This is a genomic window from Zhengella sedimenti (genome assembly GCF_046506625.1).
GTDB classification, from domain to species: Bacteria; Pseudomonadota; Alphaproteobacteria; order Rhizobiales; family Rhizobiaceae; genus Zhengella; species Zhengella sedimenti.
The window spans coordinates 14,589-35,710 of the sequence record NZ_JBKFFP010000005.1; the positions used below are offsets into that span (position 1 = coordinate 14,589).

Annotated in this window: 21 protein-coding genes; 17 read left to right on the top strand and 4 right to left on the bottom strand. The window is 65.3% G+C overall.

Features of this window, described 5'->3' with window-relative positions:
- Window positions 1-77: 77 nt before the first annotated feature.
- The 10 genes from ACLB6G_RS14005 to ACLB6G_RS14050 all read left to right on the top strand — a co-directional run bounded on the left by ACLB6G_RS14005 (window position 78) and on the right by ACLB6G_RS14050 (window position 10,329).
- Window positions 78-536, top strand: a complete 459-nt coding sequence (locus ACLB6G_RS14005) for a MerR family transcriptional regulator (RefSeq protein WP_410356819.1) — start codon at window positions 78-80, stop codon at window positions 534-536.
- Between the two features lie 211 nt (window positions 537-747).
- Window positions 748-2,544 carry an acyl-CoA dehydrogenase C-terminal domain-containing protein gene (locus ACLB6G_RS14010; RefSeq protein ID WP_410356820.1) on the top strand — a complete coding sequence of 599 codons (1,797 nt, stop codon included), beginning with the start codon at window positions 748-750 and terminating at the stop codon, window positions 2,542-2,544.
- An 81-nt stretch (window positions 2,545-2,625) separates the two neighbouring features.
- A complete protein-coding gene (locus ACLB6G_RS14015; protein WP_410356821.1) occupies window positions 2,626-3,798 on the top strand; it encodes an acyl-CoA dehydrogenase family protein in 1,173 nt (390 codons plus the stop codon).
- A 26-nt stretch (window positions 3,799-3,824) separates the two neighbouring features.
- Window positions 3,825-5,033 (top strand): acetyl-CoA C-acetyltransferase, encoded by a 1,209-nt coding sequence (locus ACLB6G_RS14020; RefSeq protein WP_410356822.1) that lies wholly within the window; start codon window positions 3,825-3,827, stop codon window positions 5,031-5,033.
- Between the two features lie 20 nt (window positions 5,034-5,053).
- Window positions 5,054-7,273, top strand: a complete 2,220-nt coding sequence (locus tag ACLB6G_RS14025) for a 3-hydroxyacyl-CoA dehydrogenase NAD-binding domain-containing protein (protein WP_410356823.1) — start codon at window positions 5,054-5,056, stop codon at window positions 7,271-7,273.
- A 21-nt stretch (window positions 7,274-7,294) separates the two neighbouring features.
- Window positions 7,295-7,849: a thioesterase family protein gene (locus tag ACLB6G_RS14030; RefSeq protein ID WP_410356824.1), complete on the top strand. Its 555-nt coding sequence runs from the start codon at window positions 7,295-7,297 to the stop codon at window positions 7,847-7,849.
- 83 nt (window positions 7,850-7,932) lie between these two features.
- Window positions 7,933-8,559: a 2-hydroxychromene-2-carboxylate isomerase gene (locus ACLB6G_RS14035; RefSeq protein WP_410356825.1), complete on the top strand. Its 627-nt coding sequence runs from the start codon at window positions 7,933-7,935 to the stop codon at window positions 8,557-8,559.
- Between the two features lie 69 nt (window positions 8,560-8,628).
- A complete protein-coding gene (locus ACLB6G_RS14040) occupies window positions 8,629-9,267 on the top strand; it encodes a S24 family peptidase (RefSeq protein WP_410356826.1) in 639 nt (212 codons plus the stop codon).
- 8 nt (window positions 9,268-9,275) lie between these two features.
- Window positions 9,276-9,974, top strand: coding sequence for a thermonuclease family protein (locus ACLB6G_RS14045; protein WP_410356827.1), 699 nt, complete (start codon window positions 9,276-9,278; stop codon window positions 9,972-9,974).
- Between the two features lie 46 nt (window positions 9,975-10,020).
- Window positions 10,021-10,329: a polyhydroxyalkanoic acid system family protein gene (locus ACLB6G_RS14050; RefSeq protein WP_410356828.1), complete on the top strand. Its 309-nt coding sequence runs from the start codon at window positions 10,021-10,023 to the stop codon at window positions 10,327-10,329.
- A gap of 9 nt (window positions 10,330-10,338) precedes the next feature.
- On the opposite strand, the gene ACLB6G_RS14055 is transcribed toward ACLB6G_RS14050, so the two are convergent.
- Complete coding sequence (locus tag ACLB6G_RS14055) at window positions 10,339-11,994, bottom strand: lysine--tRNA ligase (RefSeq protein WP_410356829.1); 1,656 nt, start codon at window positions 11,992-11,994, stop codon at window positions 10,339-10,341.
- Window positions 11,995-12,158: 164 nt separating this feature from the next.
- Between ACLB6G_RS14055 and ACLB6G_RS14060 the strand changes: the two genes are divergently transcribed.
- On the top strand, window positions 12,159-12,572 hold the full coding sequence (locus ACLB6G_RS14060) for a tellurite resistance TerB family protein (RefSeq protein WP_410356830.1): 414 nt from the start codon (window positions 12,159-12,161) through the stop codon (window positions 12,570-12,572).
- Between the two features lie 87 nt (window positions 12,573-12,659).
- Window positions 12,660-13,523 (top strand): sterol desaturase family protein, encoded by an 864-nt coding sequence (locus tag ACLB6G_RS14065; RefSeq protein ID WP_410356831.1) that lies wholly within the window; start codon window positions 12,660-12,662, stop codon window positions 13,521-13,523.
- Here ACLB6G_RS14065 and ACLB6G_RS14070 read toward each other — a convergent pair.
- Window positions 13,494-14,348, bottom strand: a complete 855-nt coding sequence (locus ACLB6G_RS14070) for a transporter substrate-binding domain-containing protein (RefSeq protein WP_410356832.1) — start codon at window positions 14,346-14,348, stop codon at window positions 13,494-13,496. The genes ACLB6G_RS14065 and ACLB6G_RS14070 overlap by 30 nt on opposite strands.
- Window positions 14,349-14,550: 202 nt before the next feature.
- Here ACLB6G_RS14070 and ACLB6G_RS14075 point away from each other — a divergent pair, with 202 nt between their 5' ends.
- The 3 genes from ACLB6G_RS14075 (at window position 14,551) to ACLB6G_RS14085 (ending at window position 17,474) form a co-directional block, all read left to right on the top strand.
- On the top strand, window positions 14,551-15,288 hold the full coding sequence (locus tag ACLB6G_RS14075) for a helix-turn-helix transcriptional regulator (protein WP_410356833.1): 738 nt from the start codon (window positions 14,551-14,553) through the stop codon (window positions 15,286-15,288).
- Between the two features lie 141 nt (window positions 15,289-15,429).
- Window positions 15,430-15,567 (top strand): hypothetical protein, encoded by a 138-nt coding sequence (locus ACLB6G_RS14080; RefSeq protein ID WP_410356834.1) that lies wholly within the window; start codon window positions 15,430-15,432, stop codon window positions 15,565-15,567.
- Between the two features lie 11 nt (window positions 15,568-15,578).
- Entirely contained in the window at window positions 15,579-17,474 is a 1,896-nt protein-coding gene (locus ACLB6G_RS14085) for a glycosyltransferase (protein ID WP_410356835.1), read from the top strand.
- On the opposite strand, the gene ppk2 is transcribed toward ACLB6G_RS14085, so the two are convergent.
- Complete coding sequence (gene ppk2 / locus ACLB6G_RS14090; protein ID WP_410357151.1) at window positions 17,428-18,342, bottom strand: polyphosphate kinase 2; 915 nt, start codon at window positions 18,340-18,342, stop codon at window positions 17,428-17,430. The genes ACLB6G_RS14085 and ppk2 overlap by 47 nt on opposite strands.
- A gap of 117 nt (window positions 18,343-18,459) precedes the next feature.
- Between ppk2 and ACLB6G_RS14095 the strand changes: the two genes are divergently transcribed.
- Together ACLB6G_RS14095 and phoU are read left to right on the top strand one after the other, a co-directional pair.
- Entirely contained in the window at window positions 18,460-19,683 is a 1,224-nt protein-coding gene (locus ACLB6G_RS14095; RefSeq protein ID WP_410356836.1) for an ATP-binding protein, read from the top strand.
- Between the two features lie 157 nt (window positions 19,684-19,840).
- Window positions 19,841-20,554 carry a phosphate signaling complex protein PhoU gene (gene phoU / locus ACLB6G_RS14100; protein ID WP_410356837.1) on the top strand — a complete coding sequence of 238 codons (714 nt, stop codon included), beginning with the start codon at window positions 19,841-19,843 and terminating at the stop codon, window positions 20,552-20,554.
- 30 nt (window positions 20,555-20,584) lie between these two features.
- Here phoU and ACLB6G_RS14105 read toward each other — a convergent pair whose 3' ends face one another.
- Entirely contained in the window at window positions 20,585-21,121 is a 537-nt protein-coding gene (locus ACLB6G_RS14105; protein ID WP_410356838.1) for a GcrA family cell cycle regulator, read from the bottom strand.
- Window position 21,122: the final 1 nt, after the last annotated feature.

Here is a 21,122-nt window from a genome sequence, read left to right on the forward strand (position 1 = left end):
ACCGGACTGCATGTCCGGGCGTCCGCGTCGATTTGCGGATCGGGCCAGGCGCGTCGTGGATACGGAAAGATGAAGACATGATGGACATGAGCACAGCCGCGGCATCGGGTGCCGCGAATACGCGGCCGGACGGAGAGGCGGTTGCCGGTTACAAGCGCATCGGCGAGATGGCCGAGGCGTTCGGTGTGACGCTGCGCACCTTGCGCTTCTACGAGGACAAGGGCCTGCTGACCCCGCTGCGCGAAGGCAACATGCGCCTTTACGATCGCCGCGACCAGACGCGTCTGAAACTCATCCTGCTGGGGCGCAAGGTCGGCTTCTCGCTGCGCGAGGTGAAGCAGATGATGGATCTCTATGAACCGGAAGGATCCAACGTCCGGCAATTGAAGGTGACGCTGGAGAAGTCCGAGCGGCAGATGGCCAGGCTGAACGCACAGCGCGAGGCCCTTGACGAGGCGATCAGCGAACTGTCGGGCGCCGTGACCACCGTGAAGCGGCTCTTGAAGGAAAGAACGGGCGCAGCCGGCCTCCTGTGAGGCTGGAAACGCCCCGAAAGCCCCTCCGCCAGACCGGCGCGAGGGGCTTTTTCATGAACGGTATCAAGGTGTGCCCGATCTTTGACGCACATGCCAAACTGAAACGGCCCGATCGCTATTGACGTTTGCGTAAACGTCAATATTCTTGCGGACGAAATGGACACGCCGGAAAAGACGGCGCTGTGCCCGGATCATCTCATTGGAGGAACCCATGCCGACCTATTCCGCGCCGGTGAAGGATACGCTTTTCGTCCTCAGGGACGTGCTCGGTTACGAACGCTTCAGCAACCTGCCCGGCTTTTCCGACGCCTCGCTCGATGTCGTCGAGGCCATTCTGGAAGAAGGTGCCAAGCTGGCCGAGAACGTGATGTTCCCGCTCAACCAGGTGGGCGACCAGCAGGGCTGCACCCGCCAAGACGACGGTTCGGTCACGACGCCGGAAGGGTTCAGGGACGCCTACGAGGAATATCGCGCCGGCGGCTGGATGGGCCTTGCCCTGCCGGAGGAGTTCGGCGGCCAGAACCTGCCCTATACGCTGCATACCGCGGTCGGCGAGTACATGTCGTCGGCCAATATGGCCTTCATGATGTATCCGGGCCTCACCCAGGGTGCCATGGCGGCCATCCTTGCGCATGGCACGGATGAGCAGAAGCACGCCTACATCCCGAAGATGGCCGAGGGTGTGTGGACCGGCACGATGAACCTGACCGAGCCCCATTGCGGAACCGACCTCGGCCTGTTGCGCACCAAGGCCGTGCCGCAGGAGGATGGCAGCTACCGCATTTCCGGCCAGAAGATCTTCATCTCCGCCGGCGAGCATGACCTGTCGGAGAACATCATCCATCTCGTGCTCGCCCGCATTGAGGGCGCGCCGGAAGGCGTCAAGGGCATCTCGCTGTTCATCGTGCCCAAGTTCGTGCTCGATGCCGATGGCAATCCGGGCGCCCGCAACGGCGTGTCTTGCGGCTCCATCGAGGAGAAGATGGGCATTCACGGCAACGCCACCTGCGTCATGAACTATGACGATGCCACCGGCTATCTCATCGGCGAGGCGCACAAGGGCCTGAAGGCCATGTTCACGATGATGAACGAGGCCCGTCTCGGCGTCGGCCTGCAGGGCCTCTCGGTCTCCGAGATCGCCTACCAGAACGCCGTCGCCTATGCCCGCGAGCGCATCCAGGGCCGCGCGCTGACCGGACCGAAGGCGCCCGACAAGAAGGCCGATCCGATCATCGTCCATCCGGATGTCCGCCGCACGCTGATGACCATCAGGGCCTTCAACGAGGGCGGCCGTGCCTTCATCCTGTGGAGCGCGCTGAAGTCCGACGTCGCCCACCGTTCCGGCGACGAGAAGGAGCGCCAGGAGGCCGACGATGTCATGGGCCTGCTCACCCCGATCATCAAGGGCGTGCTGACCGACAAGGGCTTCGAGAACGCGGTCAACGCCCAGCAGATGTATGGCGGCCACGGCTACATCGAGGAATGGGGCATGAGCCAGTTCGTGCGCGATGCCCGCATCGCCATGATCTACGAGGGCGCCAACGGCATCCAGGCGCTCGACCTCGTCGGCCGCAAGCTGCCGGCCAATGGCGGGCGCGCCGTGCAGGCCTTCTTCCGGGAGGTCGGCGAATTCTGCGAGGCTCACCGCGAAGACGAGCGCATGAAGGGCTTCACCAAGGCACTCAAGAAGGGTCTCAACGACCTTCAGGCCGCCACCATGTGGTTTGTCCAGAACGCCATGGCCAAGCCCGACAATGCCGGCGCCGGCTCCACCGACTACATGCACCTCTTCGGCCTCGTGGCGCTGGGCTACATGTGGGCGATGACCGCCAAGGCCGCCCATGAGCAACTCGACAGCGGCGCCAGCGATTCGAAGGAATTCCTTGACGCCAAGCTCGTCACCGCCACGTTCTTCATGGAGCGGCTCATGCCCGAGACCGGGATGCGCCTGGCCCGCATCCAGGCGGGCGCCGATTCCATGATGGCATTGCCCGCCGAGGCGTTCTAAGTTCGTCTCGAAGGAAAGGGAACGGGCCGGTCAGACCGGCCCGCTCCGGTTTTCTGGAACCGCAGATCCGGGAGGATACCGATGGCTGCAAACCCGGCCGACATACTGGGCGTCACCCGCCCGTCCTGGGAGACGGAGGACGTCTCCATGCTCAAGGACATGGCGACGAAATGGCTCGATGCCGAGATCGCGCCCCATTACGAGGACTTCGAGAAGAACGAGATCGTCGGCCGCGACTATTGGCTGAAAGCCGGCGAGGCGGGCCTGCTCTGTCCGGCCGTGCCCGAGGAATATGGCGGCGCCGGCGGCACCTATGCCCATGAGACCGCCATCATCGAGGCCATCAGCCATGTCGGCGTCGACGGCTTCGGCATCGGCCTGCACAATTCCATCGTCGCGCCCTACATCGTCCATTACGGATCGGAGGAGCAGAAGCGCAAGTGGCTCCCCCGCATGGTCTCCGGCGAGCTGATCGGCGCCATCGCCATGACGGAGCCGGCCGCCGGCTCCGACCTGCAGGGCATCAAGACCACCGCCCGGCGCGATGGCAACCACTATGCCATCAACGGCTCCAAGACCTTCATCACCAACGGCCAGAACGCCAACCTGATCATCGTCGTCACCAAGACCGACCCGTCGGCCGGTGCGAAGGGCACGTCGCTGATCGTGGTTGAAACCGACGAGGTCGAGGGCTTCGAGCGCGGCCGCAACCTCGACAAGGTCGGCCTGAAGTCCAACGACACGTCGGAACTCTTCTTCAACGACGTTCGCGTGCCCACCTCCAACCTGCTCGGCGCGGAAGAGGGCCACGGCTTCGTCCAGCTCATGCAGCAATTGCCGCAGGAGCGCCTGATGATCGGCGCGACGGCCATTGCCATGACTGAACGCGCGCTGGCCCTGACCATCGACTACGTCAAGGAGCGCAAGGCCTTCGGCAAGGCCGTGCTGGAATTCCAGAACACCCAGTTCAAGCTGGCCGAGGCCAAGACCGAGGCGACCGTCGGCCGCGCCTTCTACAATCACTGCGTGGCCGAGCATCTGGAAGGCCGCCTGACCGCGGAACTCGCCTCCATGGCGAAGTATTGGCTCAGCGACCTGCAGAACAAGATCATCGACGAGTGCCTGCAACTGCATGGCGGCTACGGTTACATGAACGAATATCCCATTGCCCGCATGTTCCGCGATGCCCGCGTGCAGCGCATCTATGGCGGCACCAACGAAATCATGAAGCTTTTGATTGCCCGCAGCCTCTGATCTGCGGCACAGGAAGGAGACATCCCATGGCAGATGCATATGTATATGACGCCGTGCGCACGCCTCGCGGACGCGGCAAGAAGGACGGCAGCCTGCACGAGGTGCCGGCCGTGCGCCTCGGCGCGAAGGTGCTGGAAGCCGTGCGCGACCGCAACGGGCTGGACACCGGCACGGTCGACGACATCATTTTCGGCTGTGTCGATCCGGTCGGCGAGGCCGGGTCGGTCATTCCGCGCGCCTCCGCCTTCGAGGCCGGCTACGACAACAAGGCGCCCGGCATGCAGATCTCGCGTTTCTGCGCGTCTGGCCTCGACGCCATCAATTTCGGCGCGGCAAAGATCGCCCAGGGCGCCGATGACATCGTCATCGCCGGCGGCGTGGAAAGCATGTCGCGCGTCGGCATGGGCATGTCCGGCGGCGCCTGGTTCATGGACCCCTCGGTCGGCCTGCCGTCCTACTTTATGCCCCAGGGCGTCTCGGCGGACCTGATCGCCACCAAGCACGGCTTCTCGCGCGACGATGTGGACGCCTATGCCGTGGAAAGCCAGAAGCGCGCCGCCCACGCCTGGGAACAGGGCTGGTTCAGGAACTCCGTCATCCCGATCAAGGACCAGAACGGCCTGACGATCCTGGACCATGACGAGCACATGCGCCCGGGCACCAACATGCAGTCCCTGGCGTCCCTCAATCCCTCCTTCGTCATGCCCGGCGAGATGGGCGGCTTCGAGGCCGTCGCCGTCCAGCGCTATCCCGAGATCGAGGGCCTCAACTACGTTCACCATGCCGGCAATTCGTCGGGCATCGTGGATGGCGCGGCAGCCGTCCTGCTCGGCTCGAAGAAGGCCGGCAAGACCATGGGGCTGAAGCCGCGCGCGCGCATCCGCGCCTTCACCAACATCGGTTCCGAACCGGCCATCATGCTGACCGGCCCGGTGGACGTGACGGAAAAGCTCTTGAAGCGCGCAAAGATGAAGATCTCGGACATCGACCTGTTCGAGCTCAACGAGGCCTTTGCCTCCGTCGTGCTGCGCTACATGCAGGCCTTCGAAATCCCCCACGACCGGATCAACGTGAATGGCGGCGCCATCGCGATGGGCCATCCGCTGGGCGCCACCGGCGCCATGATTTTCGGCACCGTTCTGGACGAACTGGAACGCCGCGACCTGAACACCGCGCTTGTCACGCTGTGCATCGGCGCGGGCATGGGCACTGCCACCATCATCGAACGCGTCTGACCGGGAGAGAGAGAAAGAAAATGGCTGAATACAGGAATTTCACGGTCGACGTGGACGCCGACGGCATCGCGCTTGTCACGTGGGACATGCCGGACAAGTCGATGAACGTTTTCACCCAGGAGGTGATGGACGAGATCGACGCCATCATCGACCAGGTGGTCGCCGACGAGGCGGTCAAGGGCGCGGTCTTCACCTCCGGCAAGAAGGACAGCTTCTCCGGCGGTGCCGACCTGACCATGCTGCGCGGCATCTTCGACACGATCCGCGACGCCAAGGCGAAGGATCCGGCCAAGGCCGCCGAACTCGTCTTCGCGGCGGCTGGACGCATGAACTGGCTCTGGCGCAAGCTGGAGACCTGCGGCAAGCCATGGGTGTCCGCCATCAACGGCACCTGCATGGGCGGGGCGTTCGAGCTGTCGCTGGCCTGCCATGCCCGCGTGGTCGCTGACAGCGACGCGGTGAAGATCGCCCTGCCGGAAGTCAAGGTCGGCATCTTTCCGGGCGCCGGCGGCACCCAGCGCGTGCCGCGCCTGACCGACACCCAGTCGGCCATGCAGATGATGACGACGGGCCAGACCCTGTCGCCTGCCAAGGCGGTCAAGATGGGCCTGGTGACATCCGTCGTGCCGGGCAGGAAGCTCGTCGAAGAGGCGAAGAAGCTGATAAGGGATGGCCTTGAGCCGGTCCAGCCCTGGGACAAGAAGGGCTTCAAGCTGCCCGGCGGACCGGTCTATTCGGCGGCCGGCGCCAATCTCTTCCCGCCGGCCATCGCCCATCTGCGCAAGCAGACCTATGGCAACTATCCGGCCGCGACCGCCATCCTGAAGTGCATCTATGAGGGGCTCCTGGTGCCCTTCGACACGGCACTGCGGATCGAGCAGCGCTATTTCGCCGAAATCCTGCAGACCACCGAGGCGGGCATGATGATCCGCTCGCTCTTCGTCTCGTTGCAGGAACTCAACAAGGGCGCGCGCCGGCCGGAAGGCGTCAAGCCGACGAAGTTCAAAAAGGTCGGCGTCCTCGGCGCCGGCTTCATGGGCGCGGGCATCGCCTATGTCACCGCCAAGGCCGGGATCCCGGTCGTCCTGGTCGACCGTGACCAGGAAGCCGCCGACAAGGGCAAGGCCCATTCCGCCAGCCTGATGGACGGCCTCATCAAGAAGGGCCGCGCCACGGCGGAGGACAAGGAGAAGCTGCTCTCGCTGATCACGGCCACGCCGGACTATGCTGAACTGGACGGCGCCGATCTCGTCATCGAGGCGGTGTTCGAGGATTCGGAAGTCAAGAAGGGCGTAACGGAGAAGGCCGAGGCCGTGCTCAAGTCCTCCGGCATTTTCGCCTCCAACACCTCCACCATCCCGATCACCGGACTGGCGAAGAACTCGAAGCGTCCGAAGAACTTCATCGGCATCCACTTCTTCTCGCCCGTCGACAAGATGATGCTGGTGGAAATCATCATGGGCAAGAAGACCGGCGACAAGGCCCTGGCAACCGCCATCGACTATGTCCGCGCCATCAAGAAGACGCCGATCGTTGTCAATGACACGCGCGGCTTCTACGTCAACCGTTGCGTGCTGCGCTACATGTCGGAAGCATACAACATGCTCATCGAGGGCGTGCCGCCGGCCATGATCGAGAATGCCGCCAAGATGGCCGGCATGCCGGTCGGGCCGCTGGCGCTCAACGACGAGACCGCCATCGACCTGTCGCAGAAGATCCTCAAGCAGACCATCCGCGACATGGGCGAGAAGGCCGTCGACATGCGCCATGTCGAACTGGTCGACACCCTGGTCGACACCCATGGCCGTCTGGGCCGCAAGAACGGCAAGGGCTTCTACGACTATCCGGCGAAGCCCGCCAAGAAGCACCTGTGGCCCGGCCTCAAGGATCTCTATCCGCAGCAGGACCCGGACAAGGTGGATGTGGAGGAACTCAAGCAGCGCTTCCTCGTCACCATCGCGCTGGAAGCGGCCCGCGTCATGGAAGAGGGCATCGTCACCGATCCGCGCGAGGCCGATGTCGGCTCCATCCTGGCCTTCGGCTTCGCGCCCTACACCGGCGGCGCGCTGTCCTATATCGACGGCATGGGCGTGGCCGAATTCGTCGACCTGGCGAAGAAGCTGCAGAAGAAATACGGCAAGCAGTTCAAGGCGCCGAAGGGCCTCGTCGAGATGGCCGAAAAGGACGAGACCTTCTACGAGCGTTACGGCGCGAAGGCGGAAGAGAGGCAGGCCGCCTGAGGCCGGAAGGGCTCCGATCCCATGTATGTATGGGCCCGCATGATCCGGATCGCGGCGACCTACCGCCGCCGCGGTCCCTTCCGGGCCGGTGACGAAAGCCGGCTCACCTTCCGTTGCCTGCCGACGGATATCGACCCGAACCTGCATCTCAACAATGCCCGCTACATGATGCTGGCCGATTGCGGCCGGCTCGACATCTTCTTCCGTTCCGGGCTTCTCAAGCTCACCCGATCGCGCAACTGGGGCCCGCTCATGGGCGGCGTGCAGGCCGTCTATGTGCGCGAGATCCGGCTCTGGAAGCGTTTCGATGTGGTCTCCACCATCGAGACCTGGGAGGAAAGCCAGATCATCGGCCGGCACCGCTTCCTGCTGGAGGATGGCACCACGGCTGCCGTGGTCATGACGACGGCCGGCATCTACGATTTCGCCAATCGCCATTTCATCCGCGCAGGCGAAGTGGTCGAGGCGCTGGGCTACGAGGACCGGCCGCGTCCGCCGACCGCTGCCGAGCGGGCCTTCATGGCTTCGCATGCCAATATCCGCGCCTTTGCCAGGCAGGCCGCGCCGGGCAACTGACCGCGGCAGGGGCCTGTCTTTTTTCCTGTCATGTCCTAAGCTGTTGACCGGAGCGCCGGAAACCGGCGAAGCGAGGCGATCCCATGACCGCACATATCGATTATTACTTCACCTGCATCTCGCCTTTCAGCTATTTCGGCCATCAGGCCATCGGCGCGGTGGCCCGCCGTCACGGTGCGGTGCTGAACCTGCGTCCGTTCCGGCTGGGCACGGTGTTCCAGAGCTCCGGCGCGGTGCCGCTTGCCCAGCGCCCGGTTCCGCGCCAGCGCTACCGCATGCTGGAACTGCAGCGGATCGCCGCCATGCGGGACCTGCCGGTCAACCTGAAACCGGCGCATTTCCCCACCGATCCCGCGCTGGCTGACGCCACGGTCGCGGCGCTGGTGGACGACGGGGCGGATGCCTTCGCCTATCTCGACAGCCTCTATCGCGCCGTCTGGGTGGACGAGGTGGACGTCGCCGACGACGCGGTGCTGGCCGAACGGCTGGAACGAGCCGGTTTCGATGCCGCCGGCATCATCGCCAGGGCGCGCAGCGAAGCGGTCAGCGCGCTTGTCGATGCCAATACCGAAGCGGCAATCGCGGCCGGCGCGCTGGGAAGCCCGACCTATGTGCTCAATGGCGAGGTCTTCTGGGGGCAGGACCGGGTGGAGTACCTCGAACACGCGCTGGCGACCGGGCGCGGACCGTTTTTCGCCGACATGGCCTGACAGCGCTCTGGACAGGCCTGCGCCTGCACCCTTAAGGTAAATATTCCTTCGAGCGGAAAGGCTGGACCCATGCTTTCCCATTCCGGCGTCTGGGCGGCCATCGATGCCCTTGCCGAACGCCACGGCCTGTCGGCCTCCGGACTGGCGCGCCGGGCGGGGCTTGATTCCACGGCCTTCAACCGCTCAAAGCGCCTGTCCGGCGACGGACGTCCGCGCTGGCCTTCCACCGAATCGATCGCCAAGATCCTCTCGGCCACCGGAACGTCGCTCGGCGAGTTCATGAAGCTCCTCGACGCCGGTCCGGCAGGCGGCTATGGCGCGCCGGCGCGCGTGCCGCTGCTTGGCGTCGCCCAGGCCGGTGCCGGCGGCTTCTTCGATGATGCGGGCTTTCCGGCGGGGCAGGGCCTCGACATCGTGGATTTCCCCGTCCAGCCGGGCGAGGGCGTCTACGCGCTGGAAGTGCAGGGCGATTCCATGCTTCCGGTCTACCGTGACGGCGACCGCCTGATCGTGCAGCCGGGCGCGCAATGCCGAAAGGGCGACCGCGTGGTCGTGCGCACGCGCGGCGGCGAGGTGATGGCCAAGGTGCTGGCCCGCCAGGGCCGCACGGAACTGGAACTGGCTTCCCTCAATCCGGACCATCCTCCCCGTGTGCTCGATCAAGGCGATGTGGACTGGATGGCCCGCATCCTCTGGGCGAGCCAGTAGGCGGTTTCATGCGGCTGCGCTGGCTGGCCCTGCCGCTATTACTCCTGGCCGCGCTGCTGGCTGCCATGGAGTTCTGGCCCCGCGACCCGGCCGGAACGACCGTGAAGCTTGCGCCGCAATCGGAACGTCAGACGCCGGCCATGGCCCCGCGGCAGGACGGCCGTCCCGAGGCGGGAGAGACAGCCGCCGCGCTGCCGGGCTACGAACGTGTCGCGCCGCGTCCGCCGCTCAGTCCCCTTGCCGCCCCGGCAGTACCCGCGCCGCCGCCCGATCCGTCCGGTACCACCGGCTGGCAGGAGCGCCTGCTTCACCGTCCGGTGGCGCTGGAGGCCAATCTGCTGGAGGCGGAGGGCCACCGCCTGCGTCTCGACGGCATCGAGACGCCGCCGCTGGAGACCACCTGCCGCGACGGCGACGGCCAGGACCAGCCCTGCGGCATGATGGCGCGAACGGCGTTGCGCCAATGGATCCGCGCGCGTGCCATTTCCTGCCGCGCACCGGAGAAGCCCAACCCGGCCGTCATCACCACGTCCTGCGCGCTGGCCGGTGACGACATGGCGGCATGGATGGCGCGGAACGGCTGGGCCTTGGAAGTGAACGGTCCCGGCCTTGAAGCGCGCCTTGCCGAGGCGCGCGAAAAGGGCAGGGGATTGTATGCCTTCAAGGCGGTCAATCCGCTGCCAGCGTCTTCACAAGGCGGGCGCTGAGGCCCATATGCGGGCTGAAGATGCCTGACAGCAAACAGGAGCCGACATGGCCAAACCCGTCACCATCACCGTCTCTCACGAACTGGGCCGGGAAAAGGCACTCGAACGTGTGCGCGACCGTTTCGACCAGGTGGAGAAAGCCATCGGCATGGGTGTTCGCCTCGACAAGGAATGGCGCGAAGAGCAGTTGCACTTTTCCGCCGGCGCCTTCGGCCAGACCGTGACCGGCACCGTGGATGTGAGCGAAACGGACATGACGATCCAGCTCATGCTGCCCGCCCTTCTCGCCGGCATGGCCGGAAAGCTGTCCGACACGCTCGGCAAGCAGAGCCGCCTGCTCCTGTCGAAGGAATAGGCGAAAGGCTCAGGCGAGTTCGCCGCTCAGCGCCTTCCGGATCAGCGCCCGCATTTCCGCGATTCCGTAGAGCGCCGTGAACGAGCCGAAGCGCGGGCCCCGCTCCTGGCCGAGCAGCACCTCGTAGATCATCTGGAAAAAGGCGACCGAGACGCCCGGCCCGCCATCCGGGCTGGTCTTCTTGTGGTCCTGGTAGCGCTCGATGCCGCGCGCCACGTCCAGCGCCGCATCCTGGATCGCCGCGCCATCGGCATCGGCAGGCAGGGCGCCGAGCGAGGCTTCGAGTGCCTCGAGCGCCGCGCGCTCCACGTCGTCGGGCGCCCGGAACGTCTTGGCCGGCAGCACGAAATCGTCGAAGTAGCGGATCGCGTAGCCGACCAGCTCGTCGAGCTTGGGATGCGTCTGCGCGGTCACGCCGGGGGCATAGCGCGAGATGAAGCCCCACAGCACGTTTTTGTCGTGGGCGTTGGAGGCGCTCACGAGATTGAGCAGCATGGCGAAGCTGACCGGCATGTCACCGGCCGGCGGGTTGCCGCCGTGGATGTGCCAGACCGGGTTGGCAAGCCGGTTGGCCGTATCCTGCCGCTCATAGGCCGACAGGAAGGTGAAATACTCGTCCACCGCGCGCGGGATCACGTCGAAGTAGAGCCGCTTGGCCGTGCGCGGCTTCTGGAACATGTAGAGCGCCAGGCTTTCCGTCGGCGCATAGGCCAGCCACTCGTCGATGGTCAGGCCGTTGCCCTTGGACTTGGATATCTTCTCGCCCTTGTCGTCGAGGAACAGTTCGTAGACGAAATGCTCCGGCGGCCGCCCGCCCAGCGCCTTGCAGATGGAATCGTAGACCATCATGTTCGGCCCGTGATCCTTGCCGAACATCTCGAAATCGACGTTGAGCGCTGCCCAGCGGGCCCCGAAATCGGGCTTCCACTGCAGTTTCACCTGCCCGCCGGTGACCCGCTGCGTGATCTCGTCCCCCTCGTCGTCGACATAGGTGATGGTGCCGTTGTCCGCGTCCACCGCCTTCATCGGCACGTAGAGCACCCGGCCGGTCTTGGGCGAGATCGGCAGGAAGGGGGAATAGGTCGCGCGCCGCTCCTCGCCCAGCGTCGGCAGCATGATGTCCATGATGGCGTCGTAGCGTTCCGCGACGCGCAGCAGGATGTCGTCGAACCTGCCGGACTTGTAGTACTCGGTCGCGCTGGCAAATTCGTAGTCGAAGCCGAACGTGTCGAGGAAACGCCGCAGCATGGCGTTGTTGTGATGGCCGAAGCTCGGATAGTCGCCGCCGAAGGGATTTGGCACCACGGTCAGCGGCATGTGCAGATAGGGCTCCAGCGCCTTGCGGTCCGGGACATTGTCCGGGATCTTGCGCATGCCGTCCATGTCGTCGGAGAAACACAGCAGGCGCGTCGGCACCTTGTCGCCCGTCAGCACGCGGAATGCGTTGCGCACCATGGTCGTGCGCGCCACCTCTCCGAAGGTGCCGATATGCGGCAGGCCGGACGGGCCGTATCCCGTTTCGAACAGGATCTCGGCGGGAAAGCCGGTCTTCTCGTGGCGTTTGATGATCTTGCGTGCTTCCTCGAAAGGCCATGCCTTGCTGCTCTGCGCAGCGTCTGTGAGGGCCGGGGTCAGGCCGGACAGGATGTTCGAGGACGCGGTCATGGGATGGTGGCGCTCCGGTTGCGGTGCGATGCTATGCGCGACGATGCGCGGACCCTGATATTCAAGTGCCGGGCGGGGGTCAATCGGCGGACCCCTTAATTTGCTTGCGTCTGCCCGCGCCACACCATACCTATGCGGCCAACGGGATTGATCTGGAGTTGAAGATGAGCCTGCTCGCGACACAGGATGCGCTGGTTTACGTCATGGTGGTGATGTCCGCGGTGGACCGATCCATGTCCGACGAGGAGATGCGGCGCATCGGCAATGTCATCGAGACGCTGCCGGTCTTCCGCGGCTACGGTGAGGACCGGCTGATTTCGGCGACGCGGGTGTGCCGGGAACTGCTTCAGGCCGATGACGGTCTGGACCGGATCTTCGACATCGTGTCGGAATCGGTGCCGCATCGCCTGCGCGACACCGCCTATGCCCTGGCGGTCGAGGTGGCCGCGGCCGACCTGCATGTCGAGCAGGAGGAGCTGCGCTTCCTGCAGATGCTGCGTGACCGCCTCGGCCTCGACAAGCTGACCGTTGCGGCCATCGAGCGCGGCGCCCAGGCGCGGTTCCGTACCGCGGAGTGAACGCGCCGCGCCTCACCCGAACGTGACTTGCCCGTGCGCGCCGGATTTCCCATGGCAGAAGGCACCGGACATCGAGGGTGAAACACCATGCTTCAGTCGCTTCCCGAGCCCGTCATCCGCTTCGGCGCCTTCGCCTCCGTCTTCGCGGTGATGGCGCTGTTCGAACTCTGGTCGCCGCGCCTGGCGCGCCCGGAAATGGCGGGGGCCTGGAAGGGCAGGCGCTGGTTCACCAACCTGTCCATGGCGGTGCTTTCGACGATCCTGCTGCGGCTCGTTTTCCCTGCCGCTGCCGTGGGCACCGCGCTCTGGGCGGAATCGAGGGGCTGGGGCCTGTTCCCCGCGCTGGGCGTGCCGCCGCTGGTCGCCGGCATCCTTGCCTTCGTCATCCTCGATTTCGCCGTCTGGCTGGAGCATTGGGCCAGCCACAAGATCCCGCTCTTGTGGCGGTTCCACCGCATGCACCATGCTGACACCGGCTTCGACCTGACCACGGCGCTGCGTTTCCACCCGGCCGAGATTCTCGTCTCCATGGTCTGGAAGGCGGCGATCGTCGTGCTGCTGGGCCCGCCCGTGGTCGCGGTTCTCGTCTTCGAGATCGTGCTCAACGCGACCGCCATGTTCAACCACGCCAATGCCCGCCTGCCGCTGAAGCTCGACCGTGTGCTGCGGCTGTTTCTGGTCACACCCGACATGCATCGCGTGCACCATTCGTCATGGCAGCCGGAGACCGATTCGAACTACGGTTTCAACCTTCCCGTCTGGGACAGGCTTTTCGGCACCTATCGCGACCAGCCCCGGGCCGGTCATGACGGCATGACCATCGGGCTCGACGAGTTTCGCGGGCCCGCCACCGCCAGCCTGCCCTGGTCGCTCTTGCTGCCCTTCCGGCGGTCCGGATACCATGTCGGCGCCGCCGCGCGGTCAGAAGAAGCCGACCGGGAAATAGCGTAGGTAAAGCTCGTTCATCACGCCCTTGGCAGACAGTTGTTTCAACGCCTGCTCCAGCGCCGGCGCCAGTTTTTCCTGGCGTGCATCGACGGCGATGCGGTGGCCCGCCCCGAGCAGTTCCGGGGCGTAATAGGCGCCGCCGGAAAACATGCAGCAGGCATCGGCATTGGTGCCGCCCAGCCAGAAGGACAGGCGCATGCCGTCGGCGAAGACGGCGTCCGTCTTGCCATCCTTGAGATCCTGCAGCATCCAGCTTTCGCGCGAATAGACCACCGCCTGCGCCTCGGGGAACCATGCGCGCAGCATCTGCTCATGCCTTGAGCCGCCCATGACCCCCACCCGCTTTTCCGCGAGTGCCTGTGAGAGCGGTTCCTCAAGGCTGGCCTGGCGGCGGGTCGCGAAGCGCGCGGGAAGGGGGAAATAGGCGCGCGTCAGCGCGATGCCCTGCATGCCGGCATCGTCCGGCAGGCCGCTGAGCACGGCATCGCCCTGGTCGGACCGCAAGGCGCCCGGCAGTTCTTCCCATGGCAGGCCCTGGATCTGGCATTTGTCGAGCAGATCCAGTTCCCGGCAGATGGCCTGCGCCAGGTCCACATGAAAACCTGTCAGCCGGCCATTGGAATCGAGGAAGCTGAACGGTGGAAAATCGGTCATGACCAGGAAGCGCAGCCGGCTCGTCTCGGCAAGGCTCACCGCCGGCAGGCGTTCGCCGCTGTCCCAGAGCACCGGGAAGCGGCTTGCAGCCTGCGCCACGGGCGCCTGCATGACGACGGCCATGGCGAGCGCAGCGGCCAAGCGGACCAGCGATGATGTGCCGTATGGCGCCACGGGACGCGTCTCCTGCCTGCCTTTGGAAATGCGGCTGCTGCGCGAGCAACCGCGCCCGCCGCGTTCCATAGCACGGCGCAGGCCGGCTTGCGACCGGTCATGATCGCGTTCTTCTTGCAACCACTGATCTATGGAAACGCGCATCGCACCTTGGTCTAATGCGCGTGTGTGCGGATACAGGAATGCAATCAGTGGGGGCGGAATGACAAGTCGTCAGCTTTTCGATGAGACGCTGGAGCATATCAGCCAGATCAACCGGGCGAATTCGGCCCAGGAGGTCTGCAACCGCTTGCTGGCCATGACGGGCCGCTTCGGGCTCGACCGCATGATCATCGGATCCCAGCAGGACCCGGCGGCCGAGCCCGAGATCAGGCGCGAACACATCCTGCTCGGCGGCTGGTCCGCGGAATGGATAGAGCGGTATATCGGCTGCAACTATGTCGCGGCCGATCCCGTGGTGCACTTTGCCAAGCACAACATGCAGCCATTCACCTGGGACGATGCGGCCCGCGTGACGCGCGGCAACAAGGCCGCGGACCGGGTCATGGCGGAGGCCGGCGAGTTCGGCATGCGCCGGGGCATGTCCATACCGCTCGTCACGACGGACGGCACGCTGGCATTGCTGTCGCTCGGCGGCGAGCACATGGACCTTCCGCCCGCGCATTTCGGGATGGTGTCTCTCGTTTCAACCTATGCGATAGAGCGCGCGCTGCATCTGTCCCGCGGTTTCACGGGCGAACGGGCCGGGCGCCTGACACGGCGCGAGGCCGAATGCATCCGCTGGGCGGCGGCGGGCAAGAGCGAGTGGGAGATTTCCCGCATCCTCGGGATCTCCGAACATACGTCGGAAAAGCACCTTCTCAGCGCAAAGACGAAACTCGGCGCCGCCAACCGGACCCAGGCCGTCGCCGAGGCGATCCGGCAGGGCTACATTACGTGATCGCGCCATATCCTTCCCGTTCAGGGCGCCTATGTTCCCGGCAAGTGTCAGGGGGCGGCCTTGCGAAGGAATGCGAACAAGGGAAGCGGGTCGGAAACCAGATTCCGGCTTAAGCCTGGTCCGGAAAGGCCGGAAGATCATGTGGATGTGGGGCGCGGGAAAGGCGGCGATCCTTCCTCCGGCGGAATCTGGCAGGACGCCGGCCTGGAAGGCCAGGGCGAGAAGCGCAAGCCCGGACGCCTTGAAAGGCTCATGCGCCTGTTCGCGCCGGTCATCTGACCGCTCCGCCGATGCAGGTTCCCGCCTCCGCTTCGGCCAGAACGATCCATCACCCCGAAACTGTCCGGCTTGTCCGCATCCTGGCGCGCGCCGGCGTCGCGCCGCGCGAAACAGTGGCGCTCATGCGCCGGGCTGCCCTCAATGGCACAACGGTCCAGCGTGAATTGCTGGCCTCGCCGGGCTTCGACGAAACGCGCTATTTCAGGGCGGTGGCGAGCGAACTCGGCCTGGCGTTTCGCGACACGATCGATCCCGGCAGGCTGATCGGGACGCTTCGGACTGCCCCCGGCATGTCTTCTGCGCAGTCGCATCAGGCTGTCTTGTATGCATGCGATGGCGCGCCGCCCGAGACCCTGTTGTCGCCCGATGTCACCGATCTTTCGGCCCTGAGGGCGTCATTGAAAGGTGCGGCGGGGTCCGGGCAGCAGGCGACGGTCGTTGCGCCCTCCCGCCTTCGCGAGGCGCTCTTGCTGCGCCACGGGCGGGCGATCCGGGCCGAAAGCACGGACCGGTTGTTCGCGGCGCGGCCGGACCTGTCGGCGCGGCTTGTCGCGAACGGTTGGCAGAGCTTCGCCGCGGGCGCCCTTCTGGTCGCCATACCCGCCGGTCTTTTTGCGGTCCCGCAACTGACCCTGGCCGCCGTGCACGCGGCGGCAAGTCTCTTCTTCCTCGCCTGTCTCCTGCTGCGCGCATTGGCGGTACCCTCAGCCGGGACGCGGCGGCCTGCGGCCCTCCGGCCCGTCCGGGCCGATGCCCTGCCGGCCTATTGCGTTCTGGTGGCTGCCTACCGCGAAGAGGCGGTGATTGGCGAACTGCTCGTCAATCTCAACCAGTTGCGCTGGCCGCGATCAAAACTGCATATCGCCATCGCTTGCGAAGCCGACGACCATGGCACGATCGCGGCCATACGGGATCACCCCCTGGCCCCCACGGTGGAGGTCATCGTGGTTCCGCCGGGCGGACCGCGCACCAAGCCGAATGCGCTTGCCTATGCCCTCAGGATTACGCGCGGCGATCTCGTTGTGCTTTACGATGCGGAGGACCGGCCGCATCCCGAGCAATTGCTGGAGGCCTGGCAGGCATTCAGCATGGGGGACGGGAATCTGGCCTGCGTCCAGGCGCCGCTGTTCATCCGCAACGCTCCGCATTCCTGGCTGACATCCATGTTCGCCCTCGATTACGCCGCCCTGTTTCGCGGGCTTTTGCCAAGGCTGGCCCGCAGCAGGCTCTTCCTGCCGCTGGGCGGCACCTCCAATCATTTCCGCCGCGACATCCTTGAAGAAGTGCTCGCCTGGGACCCTTACAACGTGACGGAGGATGCCGACCTCGGCGTCCGGCTTGTGCGCAGCGGCTATCGCGCTGCAATGATCGAGAGGCCGACCCTCGAGGATGCACCCGATACCCTGTCCGACTGGCTGGGGCAGCGCACGCGCTGGCTGAAGGGCTGGATGCAGTGCTGGCTGGTCCACACCCGCCATCCCCGCAGTCTGGCCGCGGAATGCGGTCTGGCGGATCTCCTCGTCATCCAGGTTTTCCTGCTGGGGATCGTCTTCTGCGCGCTGGTGCATCCGCTGTTTCACCTGACGGTCCTGCTCCATCTGGCCGGCGTTCTGGATACCCCGTCCGGTCCCGCCTTCATCCTCTGGTGCCTGGACCTGGGCCTCATGCTCTGCGCCTATGCGGTGCATTTCGCGCTGGGATGGAAGGCGATGTCGCCGCCGGAACGCCGGCGGCTGTCATGGTGGCCGCTCGGCCTGCCGCTCTATTGGCTCATGCAGTCATGGGCTGCCTGGCGCGCCCTTCTGGAACTGGTCCGCGCGCCGCACCGCTGGAACAAGACGCCGCACCGGCCCGCCTCGCTCAGTCCGCGCCGTCCCGCTCCAGGAAGTCCGCGCCGGAACAGATGATGGCCGCGTCGGGCTCGCCGATCCGTTCCTCGTCGCGCTCCGGAAAATCGATCGACCGCAGGACATGACGGATGATCTCGATGCGCAGGCGCCGCTTGTCGTTGGCGCGCACGACGGTCCATGGCGCGTGATCCGTGTGGGTTTTCTCCAGCATGGCGTCCCGATGCCGGGTATAGGCATCCCACTTGGAGATTCCGGCAATGTCGATGGGCGAGAATTTCCAGTATTTCAGGCGGCTGTGCACCCGGTCATGGAAGCGCTTGAGCTGCGTTTCCTGGCCGATGTTCAGCCAGAACTTGAACAGGTGGATGCCTTCCTCTGAGATCATGCGCTCGAAATCAGGCACGTCGTCCAGGAATTTCAGATACTCCGCCGTCGTGCAGAACCCCATTACCGGCTCCACCACCGCGCGGTTGTACCATGAGCGGTCGAACGTCACGATTTCGCCGGCCGTCGGGAAATGGGCGACATAGCGCTGGAAGTACCATTGCTGGCGCTCCGTCTCCGTCGGCTTGGAAAGCGCGACATTGCGCGTGTGGCGGGGATTGAGGAACTGGCGGAATGCAGCGATCGACCCGCCCTTGCCTGCCGCGTCCCGACCCTCGAAGAGGATGATCACGCGGTGGCCGGATTTCTGCAGCCAGGTCTGCAGCTTCACCAGTTCCTCCTGAAGCGTTTCAAGCGTCCGGTCGTAATCCTTGCGGTTCAGCTTGTCGTCATAGGGGTAGCCGCCCGCCGTCATGACGTTGTCGCTGATCCAGTCCGGCAGGTCCGGATCGCCGATGTCGAACACCCGCTGATGGCCGTCCACCTCGATGGAGACAGGTTTCAGTTCGGTATCGCCGGCATGGCTGAGACGCTTTCCCATTGTCATCAAACCTTCATTCAAACAAAACAAGGAAGCTGATCATTGCCCCAAACCGCCATCGAAGGGAACCGGGGCTGAACACGGGCGCCATGCGGGCGCCTGGCCGGAAAGGAAACCATGCGAGCGCCTGAAGATCCCGGACGCGCCCTGACTGTTCTGGCCCTTGCGGGGTTGGCGTCCCTTGGCCTGGCCCTTTTCGGCGGGGGACTTGCATGGACGGGCGTCGTGTTCCTGCTGCTTGTCGCGGTCTTGCAGGTTGTCCGGATCGCCGGGCGCGGGCGGGGCGAGGCGCGTCCGGCGGCCGCCCTCCAGACGGCGGGCGACGGCGCCGTGCGCCGGTTTGCCGATGCCATGCCCGACCCGCTGGTTGTCTTCGGGAGCAGCGCGGAGGTGATCTTCGCCAACCAGCCGGCCCGCGAGATGTTCGGCGAATTGCGCCAGGGCGCATCGTTCCGGCTCCGTTTTCGGAGTGCGGAGATGATCGACCTGGTCGACAGCGTGATCCGCGATGCCAGGCCGCAATCGGCCGATTATGTCGAACGGCTGCCCCTTGAACGCCGCTTCCGCGTCACGGTGAGCCCGCTGGGCGGCACGCCGGAAACCTTCCTGGCCACGTTCTCCGACCGAACCGAGGTCTGGCGCATGGAGCGGATGCGGTCCGATTTCATCGCCAATGCCAGCCACGAACTGCGCACGCCGCTCGCCTCGGTTTCCGGGTTCATCGAGACTCTGCGTGGCCCGGCCAAGGACGATCCGAAGGCGCGAGAGCGTTTTCTTGGCATCATGCAGGAGCAGACCGGGCGCATGGCGCGCCTGATCGACGACCTGCTGTCATTGTCGCGTCTTGAAATGAAGCCAGTCTTGCGCGGCCGCAAGCCGGTCGACCTGACCGCGCTCATCGAGCGCCTGATCGGCTCGATGGCGCATCTGGCAAGCGAAAGCGGTGTGGCGATCCGCAGCGAATGGGACGAGGCGCCCAGGGTGGTCCCGGGCGAGGAGGACGAGTTGTTCCAGGTCTTCGAGAACCTTCTGGCAAACGCCTGCAAGTACGGCAACGCCGGCGGCCGCATCGATGTGACGGCGAGCCCGGCCCGTGTTGATGGAATGCCTGCCGTTGCGGTATCGGTGCGCGACTATGGCAGGGGCATCGCCAGGGAGCACTTGCCGCGCATAACGGAACGCTTCTACCGTGTCGATGCCGATGAAAGCCGGATGCGCAAGGGAACCGGGCTGGGGCTTGCCATCGTCAAGCACATCGTCGCCCGCCATGGCGGCCAGTTGAAGGTCGAATCCGTCCCCGGCGAGGGGTCGACATTCACGGTGGTCCTGCCGTCGGCATGAGTGGGCGTGACAGCATTGCCGCGCGATGTGCCGGGGTTTTTCCGCGATGAATGAATGCACGGCGGGACACGACAACGCCGGCAATCTATGTTAGCCGGTTATGCAAACGGACCGGCGCCCACGTCGACGCGCCGCCTGGGAGGACAAGGAACCGGAAATGGCGGAATCAAATCACACCGTGCGCGGCTTTGACGCCGATCTTCACATGCTGGCTGACCGCATCGCGCAGATGGGCGGCATGGCGGAGTCCATGGTCTATGACGCCGTTTCGGCCCTGGTCCGGTCCGACGAAAGCCTCGCCGGGGACATCCGCGCGCGCGACATCGTGCTGGACCGCCTCCAGCGTGAGATCGATGACAAGGCTGTGCGGATCATCGCCCTGCGCCAGCCGATGGCCCAGGACCTGCGCGAAGTGGTCGGCGCCATGCGCATCGCCGCCGACCTCGAGCGGGTGGGCGACCTGGGCAAGAGTATCGCAAAGCGGATCGCCGTGATCAGCCGCGAAAGCCAGCCGCGCAGTTTCTACCGCGGACTGGAATCCCTGGCCGATCTCGCGCTTGGACAGTTGAAGGATGTCCTCGATGCCTATGCCACACGCTCGGTCGAGCGCATTCCCGACATGCGCGACCGCGACGAGGCCATCGACAGCATGTATACGTCGCTCTTTCGCGAGCTTCTGACCTACATGATGGAAGATCCGCGCAATATCTCGCCCTGCACGCATCTGCTGTTCTGCGCCAAGAATATCGAGCGCATCGGCGATCACGCGACGAATGTGGCCGAAACCGTCTATTACATCGCGACCGGACGCCAGCTCGAAGCGGATCGGCCCAAGGACGACGACAGCCACAAGGTCATGGTCAGGGAGTGAGGCGCCGGACGCGCCTCGTCCGCCACCGGTTCAGCGGTTGCGCCGCCGGTCGGAAGCAGGCTGGAAAGCCAGCCGGGCGTGATACTTGCAGTAGGGGCCGCTTTCGCCGGACTCGTGGCCGCAGAAATGGAAATCCTCGGCCAGCGGGTCGCCGATGGGCCATTTGCAGGTCCGCTCGGTCAATTCCGTGAGTGCCAGGTGGCGTGAAATCGGCACGACGATTTCCTGGCTGCGCGCGACCGGCACCGGTTCGGCGATCACGTCTTCCTCGTAATCCGCTTGGAGTGCGTTGGCTCCCGACGTCATCGGCGCCATGCGCGGCGCGGGACCGGCCGGGCGCGCCGCCGGTTTTGCGTTCGAGGGCGCGGCTGCGGCGGGCCGGGCCGCCTTCTTCTGCCGTTGCGGGCTGGCCGCCGGCCTTCCGCGCCCCGAAAGCTTGAGCCGGTGAACCTTGCCGATCACCGCGTTGCGGCTCACCCCGCCAAGCTGGGCCGCGATCTGGCTGGCGCTCAGGCCTTCGGCCCAAAGTTTCTTGAGGAGTTCAACCCGCTCGTCGGTCCAGTTCATC

What these genes read in the sequence shown, in the direction of transcription:
- ACLB6G_RS14005 (WP_410356819.1), top strand. Translation starts at nt 78, where the DNA reads ATGATGGACATGAGCACAGCCGCGGCATCGGGTGCCGCGAATACGCGG.
- ACLB6G_RS14010 (WP_410356820.1), top strand. Translation starts at nt 748, where the DNA reads ATGCCGACCTATTCCGCGCCGGTGAAGGATACGCTTTTCGTCCTCAGG.
- ACLB6G_RS14015 (WP_410356821.1), top strand. Translation starts at nt 2,626, where the DNA reads ATGGCTGCAAACCCGGCCGACATACTGGGCGTCACCCGCCCGTCCTGG.
- ACLB6G_RS14020 (WP_410356822.1), top strand. Translation starts at nt 3,825, where the DNA reads ATGGCAGATGCATATGTATATGACGCCGTGCGCACGCCTCGCGGACGC.
- ACLB6G_RS14025 (WP_410356823.1), top strand. Translation starts at nt 5,054, where the DNA reads ATGGCTGAATACAGGAATTTCACGGTCGACGTGGACGCCGACGGCATC.
- ACLB6G_RS14030 (WP_410356824.1), top strand. Translation starts at nt 7,295, where the DNA reads ATGTATGTATGGGCCCGCATGATCCGGATCGCGGCGACCTACCGCCGC.
- ACLB6G_RS14035 (WP_410356825.1), top strand. Translation starts at nt 7,933, where the DNA reads ATGACCGCACATATCGATTATTACTTCACCTGCATCTCGCCTTTCAGC.
- ACLB6G_RS14040 (WP_410356826.1), top strand. Translation starts at nt 8,629, where the DNA reads ATGCTTTCCCATTCCGGCGTCTGGGCGGCCATCGATGCCCTTGCCGAA.
- ACLB6G_RS14045 (WP_410356827.1), top strand. Translation starts at nt 9,276, where the DNA reads ATGCGGCTGCGCTGGCTGGCCCTGCCGCTATTACTCCTGGCCGCGCTG.
- ACLB6G_RS14050 (WP_410356828.1), top strand. Translation starts at nt 10,021, where the DNA reads ATGGCCAAACCCGTCACCATCACCGTCTCTCACGAACTGGGCCGGGAA.
- ACLB6G_RS14055 (WP_410356829.1), bottom strand. Translation starts at nt 11,994, where the DNA reads ATGACCGCGTCCTCGAACATCCTGTCCGGCCTGACCCCGGCCCTCACA.
- ACLB6G_RS14060 (WP_410356830.1), top strand. Translation starts at nt 12,159, where the DNA reads ATGAGCCTGCTCGCGACACAGGATGCGCTGGTTTACGTCATGGTGGTG.
- ACLB6G_RS14065 (WP_410356831.1), top strand. Translation starts at nt 12,660, where the DNA reads ATGCTTCAGTCGCTTCCCGAGCCCGTCATCCGCTTCGGCGCCTTCGCC.
- ACLB6G_RS14075 (WP_410356833.1), top strand. Translation starts at nt 14,551, where the DNA reads ATGACAAGTCGTCAGCTTTTCGATGAGACGCTGGAGCATATCAGCCAG.
- ACLB6G_RS14085 (WP_410356835.1), top strand. Translation starts at nt 15,579, where the DNA reads ATGCAGGTTCCCGCCTCCGCTTCGGCCAGAACGATCCATCACCCCGAA.
- ppk2 (WP_410357151.1), bottom strand. Translation starts at nt 18,342, where the DNA reads ATGGGAAAGCGTCTCAGCCATGCCGGCGATACCGAACTGAAACCTGTC.
- ACLB6G_RS14095 (WP_410356836.1), top strand. Translation starts at nt 18,460, where the DNA reads ATGCGAGCGCCTGAAGATCCCGGACGCGCCCTGACTGTTCTGGCCCTT.
- phoU (WP_410356837.1), top strand. Translation starts at nt 19,841, where the DNA reads ATGGCGGAATCAAATCACACCGTGCGCGGCTTTGACGCCGATCTTCAC.
- ACLB6G_RS14105 (WP_410356838.1), bottom strand. Translation starts at nt 21,121, where the DNA reads ATGAACTGGACCGACGAGCGGGTTGAACTCCTCAAGAAACTTTGGGCC.